The organism is Bacillus sp. FSL R5-0820 (genome assembly GCF_038593385.1).
GTDB lineage: Bacteria > Bacillota > Bacilli > Bacillales > Bacillaceae > Bacillus > Bacillus altitudinis.
In genome coordinates this window covers 1,465,284-1,485,546 of sequence record NZ_CP151991.1, presented here as the reverse complement: position 1 = coordinate 1,485,546, position 20,263 = coordinate 1,465,284, and the positions used below count along the sequence as shown (strand labels likewise).

The following is a 20,263-nucleotide window of genomic DNA, read 5'->3' as shown; positions in this document are numbered from 1 at the left end:
CTTCTATTGCTATTCTCCGCACTACTTTAATCTGATTTTTTCATTTTTTTCCACTTGAATCACTTGACCGTCCTGAACGATCAACGTAATTGAACCGAATTTCATATCCCCAATCAGCTCTTGCATATGCTTCACTAAGTCCTCATCCTGGTTTTGTTTCAGTTCCATCTCCTCTTCCTCCTCACCGTTAAAATAAAAAAACTTTCTTTCAGTCCGAAAGAAAGATGAGGAAGCTCACGATTTCCTTATCTTTCAAAATAGAATCATTTTGCAGGAAGTAGCACCTTGCAAATCGCAGGTTGCCGGGCTTCATCGGGCCAGTCCCTCCACCTCTCTGGATAAGAGTTTTAATTTGTATTAAATATTAACACAATTCAAACAAAAGTCAACCCGACTTTATTGATAGGATTAGTTTTTATTTAAATTTGAGTCTATTTTACTATTTTTAACCAAATAAAAAACTGTGCAGCGCAGCACAGCTTTTTTTAAAACAAAACAAGCTTTTTAGACCGTTTCTTCCATCCAAGATTCAGACGAAGGATCCTGTCTCCAGCGTTTTAGTTTATTCATAGCAGAAGACTCGATTGCTTTTAGCTCAAGTGCCACTTCTGTCAGTGTGTCATAGTCTGTCAGCGTGACATAGGGAATGTTTTTCTCTTGAAAAGCTGCAGTTGCTTTTGGCAGTCCATAAGTGAAGATCGCAACAACTCCGAGTACGTCACAGCCTTCTTCTTCTAGAGCAGCCACAACTTCAAGAACGCTGCCTCCAGTTGAGATGAGGTCTTCTACGACAACCACCTTTTGTCCAGGTGATATAGCTCCTTCAATTTGATTTCCTTTTCCGTGTGCTTTTGGTTTACTTCTTACATAACACATCGGTACGTTCAGACGATCAGCTGCTAATGCCGCATGAGGAATGCCAGCTGTAGCTGTACCTGCGACAACTTCCGCTCCTTCAAAATGAGTGAGAATCAAGTCTTTTAAACCTTCCGCAATGTCCCCTCTGACCTCAGGATAAGACAAGGTGAGGCGATTGTCACAGTAAATCGGTGATTTGATACCGCTCGCCCATGTAAATGGTTCGTCTGGTTTTAAAGAGACAGCTTTGATTTGTAATAAATGCTTCGCGATTTTCGTTTTCATCCGGCAGTCACTCCCACTCTTTCAAAATTTGTTGATAAGCTTCCACTGGGTTTGTGGCTTTTGTGATCGATCTTCCCACAACAATCTGTGAAACCCCCTGCTCTTTGGCAAAAGCAGGTGTCGCCACACGCTTTTGGTCATCCGTTTGATCATTTGGTAAGCGAATTCCTGGTGTGACAGTGAGAAAGGAGGGAGAGATTTGTTCATGAAGCTGTTTTGATTCATGAACAGAGCACACCACACCATCAAGCCCACTTTCATATGCCAATTGTCCATAATGAAGCACAGCCTCTTGCAATGGGCGGTCAATTAGCAATTCTTTTTTCATCATATCTTCTGACGTGCTTGTCAGCTGGGTCACTGCAATAATGCCTGGGCGATTTTGCCCGGCAGGGGTTCCGCTTTCAAGCCCCTCTACGGCCGCCTGCATCATCCTTTTCCCGCCGGCAGCATGCACATTCACCAAATCAACACCAAGTCCAGCAAGCCGGTTCATCGCTTTTTGCACGGTTGTTGGAATGTCATGAAGCTTCAGATCAAGGAAAATACGGCAATTTTTTTCTTTCAGTGCGTCAATAATGGCAGGACCTTCTTGGTAAAACAGCTCCATGCCAACCTTTACGAATAATGGAGTGCCTTCAAAACGATCTAAAAAGGCGTGCGCCTCCTGTCCTGATGGAAAATCAAGCGCGATGATGGGCAAGTGCTTCATGTTTCCAGCTCCTTCCGATGCATTCCTCTACAGATGAATACCCATAAGCCGCTAACACATTCGGCAGTTCATCAATGATTTCCGGGCAAATAAATGGGTTCACAAAATTGGCTGTCCCAACAGCTACCGCACTTGCGCCAGCTAGTAAAAATTCAAGTACATCTTCAGCGCTTTGCACCCCGCCCATCCCAATAATCGGAATAGTAACGGCTTGACTGACCTCATGCACCATTCGGATGGCAACAGGTTTTACGGCAGGACCTGATAATCCGCCTGTTTTATTGGCAAGAATGGGTTTGCCTGTTTTTAAATCTAAACGCATCCCAATCAAAGTATTGATCATGGTGAGTCCATCCGCTCCAGCCGATTCAATCGTTTTAGCAATCTCAACGATATTGGCTACATTAGGTGACAGCTTCACATAAACAGGAACGGAAGAAACTTCCTTAACGGCTTTTGTCAATGTAGCCGCCATTTCTGGATCGGTCCCAAAGGCAATTCCGCCTGTTTTCACATTCGGACACGAGATATTCAGTTCAAGGGCGTGAACATTGCTTGCTTGACTAATTTGCTTTGCTACTTCAACATAATCATCAACTTGTGATCCAGCAACATTGGCAATAATAGGGGTATCGAACTGCTCAAGCCAAGGTAATTCATGTTCAAGCACGCCTTTTAGACCTGGATTTTGTAGACCAATCGCATTCAGCATACCGGCTCCTGTCTCAGCTACCCTAGGTGTCGGGTTGCCAAATCTCGTTTCAAGGGTCGTGGCTTTAATCATGATGCCGCCCAGCAAGGAAAGGTCATATAATGATGCGAATTCTTTTCCAAATCCAAAACAGCCTGATGCAGGAATGATTGGATTTTTTAAAGATAAGCCGGGTAATTCGATGTTTAGCATGATAGCGCCACCTCCTCCGCTTTAAAAACAGGTCCATCCAGACAAACTTTAACGTACGGTTTCTCGTGCTGATCGGTATGACAGACACAAGCAAAGCATGCACCGATTCCGCAGCCCATTCGTTCTTCCATTGAAATATAGACAGGCTTATCGGGATAAGAGTCTTTTAGTGCTTTTAACATAGGTGTCGGTCCGCAAGAAAGCAAGACATCAAAGTCCAGCTCATTCTCTTCAATGACATTTGTCACGAAACCTTTCGAGCCATATGTTCCATCAACGGTTGCGATAAATGTATCTCCGAGCGCTTGAAACTTCTCCTCATAAAATACATCCTTTTTCGATTGAAAACCGAGAACATGTTTTACGATGACGCCTTTTTTCGTTAACCGCTTAGACAGTTCATATAGCGGAGGCACACCGATTCCTCCACCGACTAATAATGCGGTCTGTCCGGCCTGAACGACTGAAGGGTCATAGCCGTTTCCAAGCGGTCCTAACACATCGACTGACTCTCCCGCCCGCTTTTGGGAAAGGAGCTTTGTGCCCTCTCCCTCTGCGCGGTAAATGATGGTTGCTTCTTGCTTTTCGGCATGAATGTTGGCAATACTGATCGGTCTTCTCAGCAGCGGTGTCATGGATTCACTGACCTTTATATGAAGAAACTGTCCAGCTGTTTGAAAGGATTCAACAAGATCACCTTTTAATGTCATTTCGTAAATATGATCAGCGATCTCTCGGTTTGAGACGACCGTCAAGTATGCTTTTTTCATATCGTTACTGTCACCTCAGCATTCGTTTTCACTTCTGGCATTTCATCTGCTCTAAATGTCATGCTCTCTAGCACTCTTAAAATCGCTTCCGCTGTATCTAGTGACGTTAAGCAAGCGACACCATTTTCAACAGATTCACGTCTAATTCTAAAGCCGTCTCTTGCCGGCTGTTTTCCTTTTGTTAAGGTGTTGATGACAAATTGGGCTTCACCATTTCGAATGACATCCAGCAGATTCTTTCCTTCTTCTCCTATTTTGCCGACAACACTTGATGGAATAGAGGCTTGTTTTAAGTAATTCGCTGTTCCTTCTGTTGCTAAAATATGATAGCCGATGGAATGGAATCTTCTTGCAATCTCAAGTCCTTCTTCTTTATCTTTATCAGCCACTGTCAGGAGCACCGTTCCGTCTTTTGGAATTTGAATGCCTGATGCAATCAACCCTTTGTAGAGGGCTTTTTCGATTGTGACATCTTTCCCCATGACTTCACCTGTTGATTTCATTTCAGGCCCTAGTGTAATATCTACTCTTCTTAGTTTTGCAAAAGAGAAGACTGGAACTTTCACATATACGCCTTCTTGCTCAACATGAAGCCCTTCTTGGTAGCCATAGTTTTTCAGTTTTTCTCCTAAAATAACCTTTGTAGCTAAGTTCGCCATTGGAATGCCTGTAATTTTACTTAAGAATGGGACAGTCCGGCTTGAGCGCGGATTCACTTCAAGTACGTACACTTCTCCTTTTGATAGAACAAATTGAATGTTCAAAAGCCCAATGATGTTAAGGCCTTTTGCCAGTTTAATCGTGTATTCTGCAATTTTCGCTTTGATGTCCTCTGACAAAGTTTGCGGCGGGTAGACCGCAATGGAGTCTCCAGAGTGAACTCCGGCTCTTTCAATGTGTTCCATAATGCCTGGTATGACAACCGTTTCTCCGTCAGACACAGCATCTACTTCAATTTCTTTTCCTGTCAAATACTTGTCAATGAGCACTGGGTGCTGCGGATTGACTTTCACCGCATTCTCCATGTAGTGAAGGAGCTCAGCTTCTTGATACACAATTTCCATTGCACGGCCGCCTAATACATAGGAAGGACGGACAAGCACGGGGTAACCGATTTGATTCGCAATCGCTACTGCCTCTGGCACAGACGTTGCTGTCTTACCTTTTGGCTGCGGCACGCCGAGAGTTTCTAATGTTTGTTCAAACTTGTCACGGTTTTCCGCGCGGTCAAGGTCTTCAAGCGATGTTCCAAGTATCTTAACCCCTCTATTTGATAATTCATCTGCTAAGTTAATCGCTGTTTGTCCGCCAAACTGAACAACGACACCTTCTGGTTGTTCAAGGTCGATGATGTGCATCACATCTTCTACAGTGAGTGGTTCAAAGTAGAGCTTATCTGAAATACTAAAGTCTGTTGAGACGGTTTCAGGGTTGTTGTTAATAATAATGGCTTCATAGCCTGCTTGTTTGATTGCCCACACTGAATGAACGGTCGCATAATCAAATTCAACCCCTTGTCCGATTCTGATTGGACCTGAGCCTAGCACGATGACACTTTTCTTATCTGTTCGTTCGGATTCATTTTCATCTTCATATGTGCTGTAGAAATACGGTGTTTCTGATTCAAATTCTGCCGCACATGTGTCCACCATCTTATACACAGGAACGATGCCTGCTTCTGTTCTTAGGTTGTAGACATCTGCCTCGTTCATATTCCATTCGCGGCTAATATAAATATCTGAGAAACCTTTTTCTTTCGCTTCTTTTAAAACGTCTACATTGCCTTTATTTTCTTTTAGTGTCTTTTCAAATGTGATGATGCCTTCCAGTTTATGAAGGAAGAAATAATCAATTTTCGAGAATTCATGAATCTGTTCGACGGTATAGCCTCTTCTTAGTGCCTCAGCGATATAAAACAGACGTTCATCTCCTGCTTTGATAATCCGCTTTTCGAGCACTTCGTTCGTAATGTCCGCTTCGTCTTTTAATTCAATGTGATGCACATCCGCTTCAAGTGAACGAACAGCCTTTAAAAGAGACTCTTCTAATGTGCGGCCGATCGCCATGACCTCACCCGTTGCTTTCATTTGTGTTCCAAGTCGTCTGTTGGCAGATTCAAATTTATCGAACGGCCAGCGCGGGATTTTGGAAACGATATAGTCGAGTGCTGGTTCGAACGCTGCATATGTTTTACCTGTGACTGGGTTCATCATTTCATCAAGCGTTAGGCCGACTGCGATTTTCGCTGCAAGTTTTGCAATTGGATATCCTGTTGCTTTAGACGCAAGAGCAGAAGAACGGCTCACGCGCGGGTTTACTTCGATAATATAGTATTGGAAGCTGTCTGGATCAATCGCCAGCTGTACGTTACATCCGCCTTCAATGCCAAGTGCACGGATCAGCTTGAGTGACACATTACGAAGCAGCTGATATTCACGATCACTTAGCGTTTGACTTGGTGCCACAACGATACTGTCACCTGTGTGGATGCCGACAGGATCAAAGTTTTCCATGTTACAAACCACAATGGCATGATCTCCGCTGTCACGCATGACCTCATATTCAATTTCTTTAAAGCCTGCGATACTTTTTTCAAGCAAACATTGTGTCACCGGACTTAACTTCAGTCCATTCTCGACGATTTCTTTTAATTCTTGCTCATTTGTACAAATTCCGCCGCCTGTTCCGCCTAGTGTATAGGCTGGTCTAACAATGACCGGGAAACCGATTTGATCTGTGAATGCCATCGCTTCTTCAAGGTTATGGATGATTTCACTTTCTGGTACAGGTTCATTTAATTCATTCATTAGATTACGGAATAAATCTCTGTCCTCTGCTTTTTGAATAGCTGACAGCTTGGTGCCTAGTACTTCAACACCGCATTCAGCGAGTACACCAAGATCTGATAACTCAACAGCAAGGTTCAATCCAGTTTGTCCGCCAAGTGTTGGCAGAATCGCATCAGGACGTTCTTTTCGAATGATTCGTGTTAAAAATTCTGGTGTCAGTGGTTCGATGTATACCTTATCGGCCATTTCTGTATCTGTCATGATCGTCGCAGGGTTAGAGTTCACAAGAACGACTTCATAGCCCTCTTCTTTTAGCGCTAAGCAAGCCTGTGTGCCTGCATAGTCAAACTCCGCTGCCTGACCGATGATGATTGGACCTGAACCGATCACTAAAATCTTTTTGATATCTACGCGTTTTGGCATACTTCTTCCCCTTCTTTCTCAGTTGTATGAATCATGTCCATGAACTCGTCGAATAAGTAGTTCGCATCTTCTGGACCCGGTGATGCTTCTGGGTGATACTGGACAGTGAATGCTGGTGCTTCTTTATGTTTTAATCCTTCAATGGTATTGTCATTTAGCGCAATATGTGTGACTTCAAGCACGTCTTCATTAATGGCGCTAACCGTGTAGCCATGGTTTTGAGACGTCAAGGTTACCTTGCCAGTTGCTAGTTCTTTGACTGGATGATTGGATCCTCTATGCCCAAATTTCATTTTTTCTGTACTTGCGCCGCACGCAAGCGCGAATAACTGGTGTCCCAGGCAGATACCAAAGAGTGGTACCTTTCCAATCAGCTGCTGAATCATTTCAACCGCTTCTGGCACATCGACTGGATCCCCAGGTCCGTTTGAAAGCATGATGCCGTCTGGTTTTAACTGTAATACTTCATCTGCCGTGATATTGTATGGCACCACAATGACATCACAATCTCGCTTATTGAGTTCGCGCAAAATGCCATGCTTCATGCCGAAATCGACAAGCACAATTCTTTTTCCTCTTCCTGGGCTTGGATACGCATTTTTCACAGATACTTGGCTTACTTGATCTGTTGGTAGCTGCATCGTTTGAAGGCGGCTTACAACGTCTTCTACTTGTTCATCCGGTCCTGCAAAAGCTCCTCTTAATGTACCTGCACTTCGGATCATGCGCGTGAGCTTGCGTGTATCAATGCCGCTAAGACCCGGGATATTTTTCATTTTTAAATACTCATCAAGTGAGTATGAAGAGCGCCAGTTTGAAGGCTTTTCACAAAGCTCTTTCACGATCAGCCCTTTCACAAACGGTGTGATCGATTCAAAATCATCACGGTTAATGCCATAGTTGCCGATCAGCGGGTAAGTGAGTGTGACAATTTGTCCGCAGTACGACGGGTCAGACAAAATCTCTTGATAGCCTGTCATCCCTGTGTTAAAGACGACTTCTCCGACTGACGGTTCTAAGCTGCCAAAGCCTGTTCCTTCGAATACTGTTCCGTTTTCTAGCACTAAGCGTCTCTTCATTTTACTAGTCTCCCCTCTTCATAAACGACTTTCCCAGATGCAAGTGTCATGACCGGCCATCCTGATACAGTCAATTTGTCAAACGGTGTATTTTGTCCTTTAGATAAGAAGCTTTTTTTGTCAATTGCCATTTCTTTGTTTAAATCAATCAGTGTGATATCAGCGATTTGACCTTCTTCCAGCTTTCCGTATGGAAGAGCAAAGGCTTCTGCTGGTTTGATGGTCATATAATCAACAAGTTCTTTTAATGTCCATTCCCCTGTTTTCACAAAACGTGTGTACAGAAGCGGGAACGCTGTTTCAAGTCCAACAATCCCAAAAGGTGCCCTCTGCATCGTTTCGTTCTTTTCTTCTTCTGTATGCGGTGCATGGTCTGTGGCGATAAAATCAATCGTGCCATCTAAAAGCCCCTCGATCAGTGCCTCGCGATCTTCTGCTCCTCTGAGCGGCGGATTCATTTTATAGTTTGTGTCAAGACCTGGAATGTCTGCATCACATAAGAGAAGGTGATGTGGCGAGACCTCAGCTGTCACACGAATGCCTGCTTTTTTTGCATCGCGTACCACTCGGACTGATTCCTTTGTGCTGATATGGCATACATGATAATGACAATTCGCTGCTTCTGCTAAGAGGACATCTCTTGCAATATGCACCGATTCACAAATTGACGGTATCCCGTTTAACCCATTTGCTTTTGAAAAGTCTCCTTCATGAACGCATCCTCCATAAATGAGTGAGTTATCTTCACAGTGCGCCACTATGGCTTGATCAAGGCTTGCTGCCTTTTTCATTGCTTCGTACATCATGCCTGCTGTTTGAATACCAACACCGTCATCCGTAAAGGCAAAAGCGCCCGCTTCTTTTAACGCTGCAAAGTCCGTCATCTCTTCGCCAATTTGTCTCGTCGTGATGGAAGCGTATGGCAGTACTCTTACAGATGAGGTCTCTTTGATTCGATTCATCAGCCATTCCATTTGTTCTTTTGTATCTGGAACTGGTCGTGTATTCGGCATCGCTGCAATGGTCGTATACCCGCCTCTTGCTGCTGCCTTAGATCCTGTTTCAATGGTTTCTTTTTTCTCGCCGCCTGGCTCTCTTAAATGCACATGCAGATCAATCAAACCTGGTGATACAAATAGCCCTGCTGCATCAATGACTTCTTCTCCGTCTTCTCTTTCTAAGTGACCCATTGCTTGAATCACTTTTCCTTCTACCCTAATATCCTGCTGCACTCTTTCCCCTGTGCTTGATAAGATAAAACCGTTTTTAATGAGATATGACATAGACAGAATCTCTCCCTTTTTGATGTAGTCTGCTATTTTGAAAAGCCCTTTTTAACACAGCCATTCGGATATACACACCATTTTCCATTTGTTTAAAAATCCTTGACTGTTTTGACTCTACTAATGAATCATCTATTTCAACACCTCTATTTACTGGTGCTGGATGCATAATAATCGCTCTTTCTTTCATTTTGCTTGCCCTGTCTACTGTTAATCCATAAGTCGATAAGTAACCCTCATTGCCCATCTTTTCTGAGTGCCTTTCATGCTGAATTCTCAGCAGCATCACCACGTCAGACCGCTTCATGGCTTCGTCCACTTCGACATACGTTCCATGAGGATTTTGTTCATCTTGGAAGGAAGCTGGTCCTGAAAAGAGCACTGTCGCTCCTAGTCTTGCGAGGACTTCAGCATTGGACCTTGCCACCCTGCTATGTTTGATATCACCATGAATCGAGATCGTTAAGCCTTCAAAGCCGCCAAACTCTTCGAAGATCGTCATCAAATCCAGCAATGATTGTGTAGGGTGCTGTCCGCAGCCATCTCCCGCATTAATGATTGGAATCCCGACCTTCCCAATCAGCTCTTTGTAATATTCGTCGGTACTGTCTCTGATGACACATGCCTTGACTCCGATGGATTCAAGTGTTTTCACTGTATCGTAAAGGGTCTCTCCCTTTTGAACAGAGGTACTTGCTGCGTCTAGGTTCAGCACATTCATTCCAAGTTTCTTCTCTGCCACCTCAAAGCTAAAACGCGTTCTTGTACTTGGTTCAAAGAAGAGGTTCGCTACAAATTCACCTGCTAAACCATGTTCCTGTTTCCCTTTTTTCAATGCACATGCTTCTTCAATCAGCTGTAAAATCTCTTCCTTTGATAAGCTGCTCATTGTCGATAAATCATTCATTTTTTCTGCCCCCTCTAGTTTTTCATCACTTTCAGGTTCAAAAAAACCCTAAGCCTCGGCAGCTTAGGGTTCTCCAAAAGAAGCAGGGGTGCTTTCGCACGTTCTGCTCCGTTTAGAACCCTTGTCAGCCTCACTGGACTTCTTTTAAAAGGTTTTCGGTATTCGATTCATTTGACTCATCATCTTCTGCCTTCTGATGCGGCAGAATCATGTTTAACAGGACGCCAGTAATTGCAGCGAGTGCCATTCCTGACAGCTTCAGATTGATTTGTTTCACCTCAATAAATGCCCCGCCAATTCCAATGACTAAGATAACTGATGCGATAATGAGATTGCGCTTTTCTTCAAAATTCACTTTATGATCAATCAGTATTCGCAGTCCGCTTGAAGCAATGATTCCAAAGAGCAGGAACGAAACGCCTCCCATAACCGCGGACGGTACTGTACTGATTAATGCTGAAATTTTCCCAACAAAGCCGAAGCAGATTGCAAACACCGCTGCTCCGCCGATGACGAAAATACTGAACACTTTTGTGATGGCAAGGACGCCAATGTTTTCTCCATAAGTCGTTGTTGGAGGTCCACCAATGAGTGACGCAAAGATCGTCGCCGCACTGTCTCCTAAAATGGAGCGGTGAAGACCTGGTTTTTTAATAAAATCCTGCCCGACCACCTTGCTTAACACAACTTGATGGCCGATGTGCTCAGACATGGTCACAAAGGCAACCGGCACCATCACTGTGAGAATGCTTAAGGTCACAGCGGGTGTATAGTCGACAAATGGTACAACAAAGTCTGGAACAGCAAACCATTTTGCAGCAATGACCGGCTGGAAGTTCACAATGCCTTGTGTTAAGGCAAAGAGGTAGCCGCTAATAATGCCGATTAAGACTGGAATCAAGCTAAGGAATCCTCTTAGGAAGATCATACTAATAATGGTGACAGCGAGCGTGAAGCCTGCAACCATTAAATGCTTCAGGCTGTAAACAAGCTCCTTTGCATTTGGATCGACGTACATCGCCATGTTAACAGCTGTTCCAGCGAGTCCGAGTCCGATAACCATAATGACGGGTCCTACAACGACAGGAGGCAGAAGCTTCATTAGCCAGCCTGTGCCGAGCCATTTGATAAATAATGCGATGAGTGCATAAGCCACACCCGCCATAAAGGCACCTACCATTGCAGCTCCAGGGCCGCCAGTGGCTTTTACATTCACTATGGGGGCGATAAAAGCAAAGGACGATCCAAGATACGCCGGAATCTGCCCTCTTGTGATGATTAAATACACAATGGTTCCAACCCCGCTTGATATGAGCGCGACGGCTGGGCTCATATCAATGATCTTTGGTACAAGAATGGTTGCACCAAACATCGCAAACAAGTGCTGCAGGCTGAGTGACAGCCATGTGAACGGTTTTGGGATATCTCGAATGCCTAAATTGGCTTTTTGCTGACTCATGATTTTCCTCCTAGATGTGTCCTTTTTCATTAAAAAGCCTCTTTGCGAGTATGCGCAAAGAGGCCTAGAAAAACCGTACACGTCACTTTAGCCGTGTGCTCGGTGTCTCTTGTTAATGCCCTCTTTGCAAACTCTCTGGAATGCATTTAAAAAGGTTATTTTTCATATATAGCGACAAGGTCGTTTTGATCTACTTCATTGAGCTGAACCATGACTGTCTCTGCTTTTGATGTCGGGATGTTTTTCCCGATATAATCCGCTCGAATCGGCAGCTCCCGGTGTCCCCGGTCGACTAGAACAGCTAGCTGAATGGAAGATGGTCTTCCTACATCCACAAGCGCATCCATAGCCGCTCTGACGGTTCTACCTGTGAACAAAACATCATCTACGACAATCAGTGTTTTGTCATTAATGTCAGCTGGGATGTCTGCACCCTTGACAAGCGGGTCTTGGTTCTCTGTCTTTTTTGTCAGGTCATCACGGTATAGCGTAATATCAAGTTCACCCACAGTCACTGGGTTTCCTTCAATTTGCTCGATGCGCTCTGCAAGGCGCTTTGCAAGATGAATGCCTCTTGTCTTGATCCCGGCTAGGATGACATCCTTCATCCCTTTGTTGCGCTCAATCATTTCATGTGCAATACGGGTAAGCGCTCGTCTTATCGCTTGTTCATCAAGAATGACTGCTTTTTGTTCCATCTTTTACACCTCTTTTTGACAAATAAAAAGCCCCTTCTGCAAAGGGCAGAGAGGGGCGCTCATTTGTGCATACTCGTGCACAAATTGATCCGTTATCCTTCTCAGCCTCTCTGGACTGTTTTAAAGAATCTCAATTTCTTCGTTTATTATTTCAAAAAAAGAACGGCCTGTCAATCGTTATTTCTTAATGAATCTATAAAGCCCCGCATATCAGCTGGAATTGGAGCTGTAAACTCCATATATTCTCCTGTTCTAGGGTGATCAAATCCTAACACGCCTGCATGCAGCAGTTGTCCATTGAAATCAACGGTTTTTCTCGGGCCATATTTTGGATCTCCTGCAAGCGGATAGCCAATGTATTTCATATGAACACGAATTTGGTGGGTTCTTCCCGTTTCAAGGCGGCATTCTACAACGGTAAAGTCTTTAAAGCGCTCCATCACATCAAAATGAGTGACTGCCTGCTTTGCATTTTCTTTTGTGACCGTCATGCTTTGGCGATCTTTTTTGTCTCGACCAATTGGTGCATCAATCGTTCCAGTATCATGCTGAATGATGCCATGAACAACGGCTGTGTATTTTCTAGTGACCGTTTTCGCCACCAGCTGATTGACGAGTGATTCATGCGCCATATCATTTTTTGCGACCATTAAAAGCCCTGACGTATCTTTATCAATCCGGTGGACAATTCCTGGTCTCATCACACCATTAATGCCTGACAAATCATTGCAATGAGCCATGAGGCCATTGACAAGAGTACCTGTCACATGTCCTGGTGCTGGATGAACGACCATTCCTCTTGGTTTATTGACCACTAGTACATCTTCATCCTCATAATAAATATCAAGATCCATTGATTCCGCTTCTACATCTAGTGCTTCTGGATCTGGAATCTCTACTTTGATTTGATCTCCAGCTTGTACTTTATAATTGGCCTTCACTTGTTTTCCATTTACTTCGATGAGCCCATCTTTCACCCACTGCTGGACTTGGGTTCTTGACCATTCTGGTTCAGTTGTGCTTAAAAATTTATCAAGCCGTTCACTCGTTTGTTCTTCTGAAACGGCAATGTTTACTTGATTCATGTAGTTGACTCCTTATTTTTCTTTCCATCTAAAAGCATTTGAATAAAGAGCAGAATGACCCCCACACATAGAGAGGAATCTGCGATATTAAAGATTGGATAATGATAATCCCCAAATACGAAATGAGCAAAATCAACCACTTCTTGACGGAAAATACGGTCAATAAAGTTTCCAATCGCTCCGCCAAGCATTAAGGCAAGCGCTACGCCAAGTAGCTTGTCCTTTTGTCCATGTTTTTGCAAATAATAAACAATTCCTGCAATAACAACGAGTGTGATCACATAGAAAAACCACATTTGTCCTTGGAGAATCCCCCATGCGGCTCCTGAATTTCGGTGGGATGTGATGTAAAAGAAGCCATCAATCACAGGAATAGAATCACCGAGCATCATATGTTTGACAATGAGCCATTTTGTTAATTGATCTAAACAAATTATCACGAATGCGATTATGTAATAGAACACACACGTTCCTCCATCTTCATACTTTGGTCTTTATGCATTTTATCAAGAAAACAGGATGGAGTAAAGAAACTTTAGTTGACAGACAAAAACCTCCCTACATGTGGAAGGCTTCAAAATGAGAATCGTTTGATTCATAAGGATAAGGGGTGAATGCTTTTTTCTCGTATTGCTTATGATATAAAAAGTCGTCAGTCGTACGAGCTGTCGGAAGAATACTCATTTGTTCAATGGGCATTGTATGCCCTGTCGCCTCACATATGCCATAAGTTCCTTGTTCAATTTTTGCAATCGCGAGCGAAACATCTTGCAATTCTTCTTTGATGTGATAAAGAAGCGTGGTCGTTTTTGCTTGATCGAAAGTGACATGTTCAGCGGGTGAACGCAATGATGCATATTCAAACAGTTTCGATTGCAGTTCTTCTCTCATTTGAAGGAGTTCCATGTAAATCGTCTCTAGATCGCCATTCATGTCGCTGTTTCAACTCCTGCCCTGTCGTGATAATCATATTGTTGCCCCGCCTGTTCACTTTAAAGCCATAAGATTTTTCCTTTCGTTCTAAACGCTGTCATTTTCTCTATATCAAAAACGCCCCGCTATATGCGGGGCGCTAGTTGGTGATATCACGCTGTTAATTCTGGTAATATTTCTCCACGATTTCAGCATTTTTGAGCGACAATGTTGGGTATTTTGGATTTGCGCCAACATCTTTTGAAATAATGCGGGAACGTTCGCACAGTTCGCCTTCTGCTTTTTGAACAACAATACGTCCTGATGTGTATTCAGGCGCTGATGCGTCTGCATGCTTCTCATCTTCTACTGTTAACTCAGAAATGATAAAGAGCTGCTTCACATCTTCTTTAATGGATGCAAGAAGGTTTTTCACTTCCTCTGTTGCATAAAGGGTCACACTCGCTTCAAGTGAACGTCCGATGACTTTCTCATTACGCGCAATTTCCAGCGCTTTTAGCACATCGTCGCGTACTTCCATAAAGCGGTCAAACTTCACTTCTGTCGCTTCTGCTTGAGGAACAGCTACACCTTCTGGCATATCTGTTAACTGAACACTTGGCTCTTCAACAAAGCTTAAGTGGCTCCATAGTTCATCTGCTGTATGCGGAAGAATTGGTGCTGTCAGCTTCACTAACGCCATTAATGTTTCATAGAAAACCGTTTGCATGCTGCGTCGGTCTGGATGATCCGCATGCTCAATGTATACCACATCTTTTGCAAAATCGAGATAGAAAGAGCTAAGCTCAATCGTACAGAAGTTGTGGATGGCATGATAGACAACCGCAAATTCGTAATCATCATAAGCTTTTTTCACTTTATCAATCAATTTGTTTAATTTGATTAAGATATATTGATCCACTTCGCGAAGCTCTTCGACCGGTACTGCATTGACTGCTGGATCAAAGTCAAACAGGTTACCATGCAAGAAGCGGAACGTGTTACGGATTTTACGATAAACTTCTGCGACTTGTTTTAAAATGTCGTCAGACACTGGATGATCGGCTTGATAGTTGACAGAAGATACCCAAAGTCTAAGAATCTCCGCACCAAGCTGCTTCGCCACTTTCGTCGGATCGATCGTATTGCCTAATGATTTACTCATCTTGCGTCCTTCTTTATCAAGCGTAAAGCCATGGCTGAGAACACCTTTATATGGCGCTTTTCCTGTGACAGCAACCGCTGTAGATAAAGATGAGTTAAACCAGCCGCGATATTGATCAGAACCTTCAAGATAAAGGTCTGCTGGACGAACAAGGTCATCTCGTTCTTCTAATACCGCTTGGTGAGAAGAACCAGAATCAAACCATACATCCATGATATCTTGCTCTTTTGTAAATTCACCATTCGGGCTGCCTGGATGTGTAAAGCCTTCAGGCAATAATTCTTTTGCTTCTTTTTCAAACCAAATATTCGAGCCATGTTCTCTAAATAATTGAGAGACGTGCTGAATCGTTTCATCTGTGATGATTGGCTCACCATTTTCAGCATAGAAGACTGGGATTGGAACGCCCCATACACGCTGTCTTGAAATGCACCAGTCACCTCTGTCACGCACCATATTGAACAGGCGCGTTTCGCCCCAAGCTGGAACCCATTTCGTTTCTTTAATATTATCTAATAGTGCTTCTCTGAAATCTTTAATGGAAGCAAACCACTGAGCAGTTGCACGATAAATCGTTGGTTTTTTCGTTCTCCAGTCATGCGGATAGGAGTGCGTGATAAAGTCGAGTTTTTTCAATGCGCCTTTTGCTTCAAGCTGTTCTGTGATGGCTTTATTGGCATCCTCGTAGAATAGTCCTTCAAAACCAGGTGCTTCTTCTGTCATCACACCTTTTTCATCTACTGGACATAGCACATCAAGACCGTACTTCATACTTACGATAAAGTCATCTTCCCCGTGACCTGGCGCTGTGTGAACACAGCCTGTTCCTGCATCTGTTGTGACGTGATCGCCAAGCATCACAAGAGAATCTCTATCGTAAATTGGATGTGCTGCAACGACCTTATCTAATTCTTTACCTTTTAAGGTTTTCACAACTTCGTACTCTTCAAAGCCAAGTGTTTTTGCCACTTGTTCAACTAGCTCAGATGCGATGACATATCGCTCAGCACCCACTTGAAGCACACTGTACTCTAGGTTTGGATGAACACAAATGCCAAGGTTTGCAGGAAGTGTCCAAGGTGTTGTTGTCCAGATGATGAACTGCTCGCCGTTTTCAAGTACGCCTTTGCCATCTTTCACTTTAAATGATACGTAAATCGATGGTGAACGTTTGTCCTTGTATTCAATTTCTGCTTCAGCAAGTGCTGATTCACTTGATGGAGACCAGTTAACAGGCTTAAGGCCTTTGTAAATATAGCCTCTTTTCGCCATTTCACCAAAGACAAGAATTTGCTGCGCTTCGTATTCAGGCTTTAATGTCACATATGGATTGTCCCAGTCTGCTCTTACGCCCAAACGCTTAAACTGATTGCGCTGACCTTCGATTTGTTTCCAAGCATACTCCTCACATAGTTTACGGAATTCTGCTGTCGACATTTCTTTGCGTTTGACTTTTTTATTTTTCGTAAGGGCTGTTTCAATCGGTAAGCCATGTGTATCCCAGCCCGGTACGTACGGTGCATGGAATCCATTCATTGATTTAAAACGGACAATAAAATCTTTGAGGATTTTATTGAGTGCGTGCCCCATATGAATGTCACCATTCGCATATGGAGGTCCATCATGCAAAATAAAGGTTGGGCGTCCTTTTGTCCGCTCTAAAACCATTTGATAGATGTCTTTTTCTGCCCACTCCTCTTGGATTTCAGGCTCTTTGTTCGGCAAGTTTCCTCTCATCGGGAATTCTGTTTTTGGCATTAATAAGGTGTCTTTGTAGTTCATACCTATTCCTCCACATGCAAATTCGTATTAAAAAACAATAAAAAAAGCCCTCTCATCCCATAAGGGACGAGAAGGCTTGTCTCGCGGTACCACCCTTTTAGACAAGCGCTTTGAAACTGCCGCTTATCCACTCTAAAATCGTAACGTGATCAGACGCCTTTTCTTACTCATTCATTTCAGAAAAGGAACTAAAGGGGTGATCTCATTGCAGCGTCCCGTAATGTCAGGCTTCCACCGTCCCTGATTCGCTTAATTACGCATGTGACAACTGCGAGTGTCCCTTTCAAACGTTTATCTCTTGTTAATTTATGATGGTATTATATGCAACATGAGCACGTCATGTCAAGATGATCCGCTTATTCTTTTTCGTCAAAGACAGCGTCAACTTCATATTCCAGCAAATGATCCCAATCATCATTTTTCAGAAGATCAAGCTGAGCTTCGATGAGCATTTGGAAACGAGTTCTAAAGACTTTCGACTGTTTCTTGAGCTCTTCGATTTCCATTGCAATCTTTCTTGATTTTGATAACGCTTCGTTGATAATACGGTCTGCATTTTTCTCAGCTTCACGAATGATCAATTTCGCTTCTTTATCAGAATGACGCTTCACGTCTTCTGCTGCTTCTTGCGCCACAAGAATGGATTTGTTTAATGTTTCTTCAATTGTTGCAAAATGGCCTAGTCTTTCATCAAGCTCGTTGACTTTGTCTTCAAGCTCGTTCTTTTTGCGAAGTACGATCTCGTAATCTTTACGTACTTGGCTTAAAAACTCATTTACTTCATCTTCGTCATAGCCGCGAAAACTTTTTGTGAACGTTTTATTATGAATATCATTAGGTGTTAATGGCAATCTTGCCACCTCCAGATTCAAATTCGTTATGTCAGAAGCTCAAATGTTACTTTGAATTTATCTTTTTTTGTCTTCCCATCAATTGTTTTTAAGCTAAAGCGGCCAAATCCCCTGACAGAGAGCTGATCACCTTCACCAATTGTAAAGGAAGGGTCTTCAGTGACTTTCCAGTTTACTTTGACAAGACCATTTTTGACCAAAAGCTGTGCTTTTTGCCGAGATTGACGGCTGACAGCAGCACATACAGCGTCAAGCCGCAGTGAAGAAATCGTATCTTCTTTGATATCGGTTTTGCTGATGACTGGCTGTATATCTGCCTTGCTAATTTCCTCTAATGAAACAGACGCTCTGCCGACATGCGTCAGCTGAGCCCGGACAAAATCGGCGACATCGCTTGTACAAATAAATTGCACATTGTCCTCTGAAAATAACAAATCACCAAATTTTTGACGCTTCAGGCCTGTCCCAATGAGCGAACCGAGAAGATTTGGGTGTTCTATCGAAATAAACTTTTTCGCATAGTTCACCTGAAAATAAGTCAGCTCGAAATCCTGTATAGACGGTGCTAAATAATCAGGATAGATCAAAGCCCTTTTTCGCTCTGCTTCCTCATACCCGCCAAAAAACATGAGACCAAGTTCATCAGAATGCTGAATCACGGACTGGGTAATGAACTGCTCACGCGGATCAAGAAAGTCTGTTAATTTCATTCGATATTGATCGAGTGCGATGTTTTTCCAGCCTAATACTTGGTCGACAAATGGCTGTTCGTCTTTTCTAAAATGTTGATAAATATCGCTCATTTTGTTCCCCTTTTATGTAAAAGAGCCTGGCAGATGCCAAGCCCGGCAGCCTGTTTACATGAATCGTACAATCATATTATAAAGACCAGTTAGTCCATACGATGATGCGAAACGAATCACAAGCAATGCCACAATCGGCGAGATGTCAATCATGCCAATTGGCGGAATAATTTTACGGAATGGTTCTAAATACGGTTCGCAAATGTTTGTCAAGAAGCGGCCAATCGATGTTTCTCTTGCAGATGGCACCCATGACATAAAGATGTAAATAATGATCGCGAATGAGTAAATCGTTAATACCGTACCCAAAATATTAAAAATGAAATTTAGAATAACTATGATTTACCACCTCTGAGGTTCTTCCTCTGTCAATAGTTCTGATATTGTGCCAGATACATCCACATTATCAGGTGTGCAGAGGAATATATTCGAGCCAATACGCTGAATGTCTCCACCGATTGCATAAACCGTTCCGCTTAAGAAGTCGATGATTCGCTTTGCTTGATCGTGCTGAATGCGCTGCAAATTGACGACGACTGCACGCCGATTTTTAATATGGTCTGCAATCTCCTGAGCCTCTGCATAAACACGCGGCTCACTTAACACCACTTTAGAGGATTTTTGCACGCTTTGCAAGCTGACGACATTTTGTTTTCCTGCCTGAGGACGCTCTTGAAATGCCGCTTTATCTTTTGTGTGTTTTTCTTCTTGTGCTGGTTCTCTTTCTTCATCAATATATTCGTACTCATACTCTTCATCATCGAGTGTGAAGAAGCTTTTAAACTTATTTTTTATGCTCATGTCACGCACCTCCTGTTTCATTTCCAACAAGTGAAGAGCCAATCCGAACAAATGTCGCACCTTCTTCAATTGCGATTTCAAAATCGTTTGACATACCCATCGATAAATGCTGACAAGGTGCATTTACTTGGTTCAGTTGTTTTACCTCTTGTTGAAGGCTTTTTAATGTTTTAAAACAGTTTCGTATCACAGTATGATCATCTGTAAATGGAGCCATCGTCATGAGTCCAGCAATTTCAATATGTTTGAAATCAGCCAGCTGTTTGACAAATGGAATCACGTCTTCGCTTTGTAAGCCATGTTTTGACTCCTCAAGTGATGTGTTCACCTGTACAAAACAGCGAACCGTGTGATCCGCTCTTTTTTCAATTTCATTCGCAAGGGACATTCTGTCGAGCGAATGTAAGTAATCAATGGTCTGAATGACAGATTTCACTTTTCGCGTCTGTAAACTGCCGATGAAGTGCCAGTTAATGTTTTCATCGGTTATGGCTGCCTGTTTTTCAAGTAACCCTTGGTCACGATTTTCACCAAAGTGCAAAATTCCGGCATCCTTGGCTTCTAATGCTCGTTCAATCGAGACATATTTTGTGACAGCGACAACCGATACATCGTCTGGATGTCTACCTGCTCTTTTACATGCTTCGTTGATTTGTTCATTTATTTGTCTGAGATTCTCTCGTACATTCAATTGCAC

20 protein-coding genes and 1 riboswitch are annotated in these 20,263 nt (G+C 43.1%); all 20 genes read right to left on the bottom strand.

Annotated features, from left to right (window positions below; all coding sequences use genetic code 11):
- Positions 1-21: 21 nt before the first annotated feature.
- Positions 22-168 (bottom strand): YezD family protein, encoded by a 147-nt coding sequence (locus NST15_RS07580; protein WP_008344920.1) that lies wholly within the window; start codon positions 166-168, stop codon positions 22-24.
- Positions 169-242: 74 nt separating this feature from the next.
- A riboswitch (SAM riboswitch) is annotated at positions 243-345 on the bottom strand.
- Positions 346-504: 159 nt separating this feature from the next.
- Positions 505-1,143, bottom strand: coding sequence for an orotate phosphoribosyltransferase (gene pyrE / locus NST15_RS07575; RefSeq protein WP_144684321.1), 639 nt, complete (start codon positions 1,141-1,143; stop codon positions 505-507).
- Positions 1,144-1,150: 7 nt separating this feature from the next.
- Positions 1,151-1,855, bottom strand: a complete 705-nt coding sequence (gene pyrF, locus NST15_RS07570; protein ID WP_342498982.1) for an orotidine-5'-phosphate decarboxylase — start codon at positions 1,853-1,855, stop codon at positions 1,151-1,153.
- Positions 1,827-2,759 (bottom strand): dihydroorotate dehydrogenase, encoded by a 933-nt coding sequence (locus NST15_RS07565; RefSeq protein ID WP_342498981.1) that lies wholly within the window; start codon positions 2,757-2,759, stop codon positions 1,827-1,829. The genes pyrF and NST15_RS07565 overlap by 29 nt, the downstream gene beginning before the upstream one ends.
- Positions 2,753-3,529, bottom strand: a complete 777-nt coding sequence (locus tag NST15_RS07560; RefSeq protein WP_007499709.1) for a dihydroorotate dehydrogenase electron transfer subunit — start codon at positions 3,527-3,529, stop codon at positions 2,753-2,755. Before NST15_RS07560 ends, NST15_RS07565 begins: the two co-directional genes overlap by 7 nt.
- Positions 3,526-6,741 carry a carbamoyl-phosphate synthase (glutamine-hydrolyzing) large subunit gene (carB, locus tag NST15_RS07555; protein WP_116306837.1) on the bottom strand — a complete coding sequence of 1,072 codons (3,216 nt, stop codon included), beginning with the start codon at positions 6,739-6,741 and terminating at the stop codon, positions 3,526-3,528. Before carB ends, NST15_RS07560 begins: the two co-directional genes overlap by 4 nt.
- The gene (locus NST15_RS07550) at positions 6,726-7,820 is read right to left on the bottom strand and encodes a carbamoyl phosphate synthase small subunit (protein WP_019743288.1); all 1,095 of its coding nucleotides are present in this window, start codon (positions 7,818-7,820) and stop codon (positions 6,726-6,728) included. Before NST15_RS07550 ends, carB begins: the two co-directional genes overlap by 16 nt.
- The gene (locus NST15_RS07545) at positions 7,817-9,103 is read right to left on the bottom strand and encodes a dihydroorotase (protein WP_008344934.1); all 1,287 of its coding nucleotides are present in this window, start codon (positions 9,101-9,103) and stop codon (positions 7,817-7,819) included. Before NST15_RS07545 ends, NST15_RS07550 begins: the two co-directional genes overlap by 4 nt.
- Positions 9,087-10,010 carry an aspartate carbamoyltransferase catalytic subunit gene (locus NST15_RS07540; protein ID WP_017367206.1) on the bottom strand — a complete coding sequence of 308 codons (924 nt, stop codon included), beginning with the start codon at positions 10,008-10,010 and terminating at the stop codon, positions 9,087-9,089. The genes NST15_RS07545 and NST15_RS07540 overlap by 17 nt, the downstream gene beginning before the upstream one ends.
- Before the next feature lie 130 nt (positions 10,011-10,140).
- Complete coding sequence (locus NST15_RS07535) at positions 10,141-11,469, bottom strand: solute carrier family 23 protein (RefSeq protein WP_057079574.1); 1,329 nt, start codon at positions 11,467-11,469, stop codon at positions 10,141-10,143.
- A gap of 155 nt (positions 11,470-11,624) precedes the next feature.
- Positions 11,625-12,167 carry a bifunctional pyr operon transcriptional regulator/uracil phosphoribosyltransferase PyrR gene (gene pyrR, locus NST15_RS07530; RefSeq protein ID WP_007499718.1) on the bottom strand — a complete coding sequence of 181 codons (543 nt, stop codon included), beginning with the start codon at positions 12,165-12,167 and terminating at the stop codon, positions 11,625-11,627.
- Positions 12,168-12,337: 170 nt separating this feature from the next.
- Positions 12,338-13,252, bottom strand: a complete 915-nt coding sequence (locus NST15_RS07525) for an RluA family pseudouridine synthase (protein WP_007499719.1) — start codon at positions 13,250-13,252, stop codon at positions 12,338-12,340.
- On the bottom strand, positions 13,249-13,716 hold the full coding sequence (lspA, locus tag NST15_RS07520; protein ID WP_008344942.1) for a signal peptidase II: 468 nt from the start codon (positions 13,714-13,716) through the stop codon (positions 13,249-13,251). The genes NST15_RS07525 and lspA overlap by 4 nt, the downstream gene beginning before the upstream one ends.
- Before the next feature lie 94 nt (positions 13,717-13,810).
- Positions 13,811-14,185, bottom strand: coding sequence for a hypothetical protein (locus NST15_RS07515; protein WP_008344944.1), 375 nt, complete (start codon positions 14,183-14,185; stop codon positions 13,811-13,813).
- 160 nt (positions 14,186-14,345) lie between these two features.
- On the bottom strand, positions 14,346-17,111 hold the full coding sequence (gene ileS, locus NST15_RS07510; RefSeq protein WP_008344945.1) for an isoleucine--tRNA ligase: 2,766 nt from the start codon (positions 17,109-17,111) through the stop codon (positions 14,346-14,348).
- A gap of 356 nt (positions 17,112-17,467) precedes the next feature.
- Entirely contained in the window at positions 17,468-17,962 is a 495-nt protein-coding gene (locus tag NST15_RS07505; protein ID WP_008344947.1) for a DivIVA domain-containing protein, read from the bottom strand.
- A gap of 26 nt (positions 17,963-17,988) precedes the next feature.
- Positions 17,989-18,765, bottom strand: a complete 777-nt coding sequence (locus tag NST15_RS07500; protein WP_008344948.1) for an RNA-binding protein — start codon at positions 18,763-18,765, stop codon at positions 17,989-17,991.
- A 54-nt stretch (positions 18,766-18,819) separates the two neighbouring features.
- Complete coding sequence (locus NST15_RS07495) at positions 18,820-19,104, bottom strand: YggT family protein (RefSeq protein WP_034657633.1); 285 nt, start codon at positions 19,102-19,104, stop codon at positions 18,820-18,822.
- Positions 19,105-19,107: 3 nt separating this feature from the next.
- Positions 19,108-19,566 carry a cell division protein SepF gene (gene sepF / locus NST15_RS07490; RefSeq protein WP_008344951.1) on the bottom strand — a complete coding sequence of 153 codons (459 nt, stop codon included), beginning with the start codon at positions 19,564-19,566 and terminating at the stop codon, positions 19,108-19,110.
- 1 nt (position 19,567) lies between these two features.
- Complete coding sequence (locus tag NST15_RS07485) at positions 19,568-20,257, bottom strand: YggS family pyridoxal phosphate-dependent enzyme (protein ID WP_025207302.1); 690 nt, start codon at positions 20,255-20,257, stop codon at positions 19,568-19,570.
- Positions 20,258-20,263 lie beyond the last annotated feature (6 nt).

Excerpts from the sequence above, each read along its gene's own strand:
- NST15_RS07560 (WP_007499709.1), bottom strand. The coding sequence starts at position 3,529 with ATGAAAAAAGCATACTTGACGGTCGTCTCAAACCGAGAGATCGCTGAT.
- NST15_RS07525 (WP_007499719.1), bottom strand. The coding sequence starts at position 13,252 with ATGAATCAAGTAAACATTGCCGTTTCAGAAGAACAAACGAGTGAACGG.
- ileS (WP_008344945.1), bottom strand. The coding sequence starts at position 17,111 with ATGAACTACAAAGACACCTTATTAATGCCAAAAACAGAATTCCCGATG.
- NST15_RS07535 (WP_057079574.1), bottom strand. The coding sequence starts at position 11,469 with ATGAGTCAGCAAAAAGCCAATTTAGGCATTCGAGATATCCCAAAACCG.
- carB (WP_116306837.1), bottom strand. The coding sequence starts at position 6,741 with ATGCCAAAACGCGTAGATATCAAAAAGATTTTAGTGATCGGTTCAGGT.
- pyrE (WP_144684321.1), bottom strand. The coding sequence starts at position 1,143 with ATGAAAACGAAAATCGCGAAGCATTTATTACAAATCAAAGCTGTCTCT.
- NST15_RS07515 (WP_008344944.1), bottom strand. The coding sequence starts at position 14,185 with ATGAATGGCGATCTAGAGACGATTTACATGGAACTCCTTCAAATGAGA.
- NST15_RS07545 (WP_008344934.1), bottom strand. The coding sequence starts at position 9,103 with ATGTCATATCTCATTAAAAACGGTTTTATCTTATCAAGCACAGGGGAA.
- NST15_RS07550 (WP_019743288.1), bottom strand. The coding sequence starts at position 7,820 with ATGAAGAGACGCTTAGTGCTAGAAAACGGAACAGTATTCGAAGGAACA.
- pyrR (WP_007499718.1), bottom strand. The coding sequence starts at position 12,167 with ATGGAACAAAAAGCAGTCATTCTTGATGAACAAGCGATAAGACGAGCG.
- NST15_RS07580 (WP_008344920.1), bottom strand. The coding sequence starts at position 168 with ATGGAACTGAAACAAAACCAGGATGAGGACTTAGTGAAGCATATGCAA.
- NST15_RS07540 (WP_017367206.1), bottom strand. The coding sequence starts at position 10,010 with ATGAATGATTTATCGACAATGAGCAGCTTATCAAAGGAAGAGATTTTA.
- pyrF (WP_342498982.1), bottom strand. The coding sequence starts at position 1,855 with ATGAAGCACTTGCCCATCATCGCGCTTGATTTTCCATCAGGACAGGAG.
- sepF (WP_008344951.1), bottom strand. The coding sequence starts at position 19,566 with ATGAGCATAAAAAATAAGTTTAAAAGCTTCTTCACACTCGATGATGAA.
- NST15_RS07500 (WP_008344948.1), bottom strand. The coding sequence starts at position 18,765 with ATGAGCGATATTTATCAACATTTTAGAAAAGACGAACAGCCATTTGTC.
- NST15_RS07565 (WP_342498981.1), bottom strand. The coding sequence starts at position 2,759 with ATGCTAAACATCGAATTACCCGGCTTATCTTTAAAAAATCCAATCATT.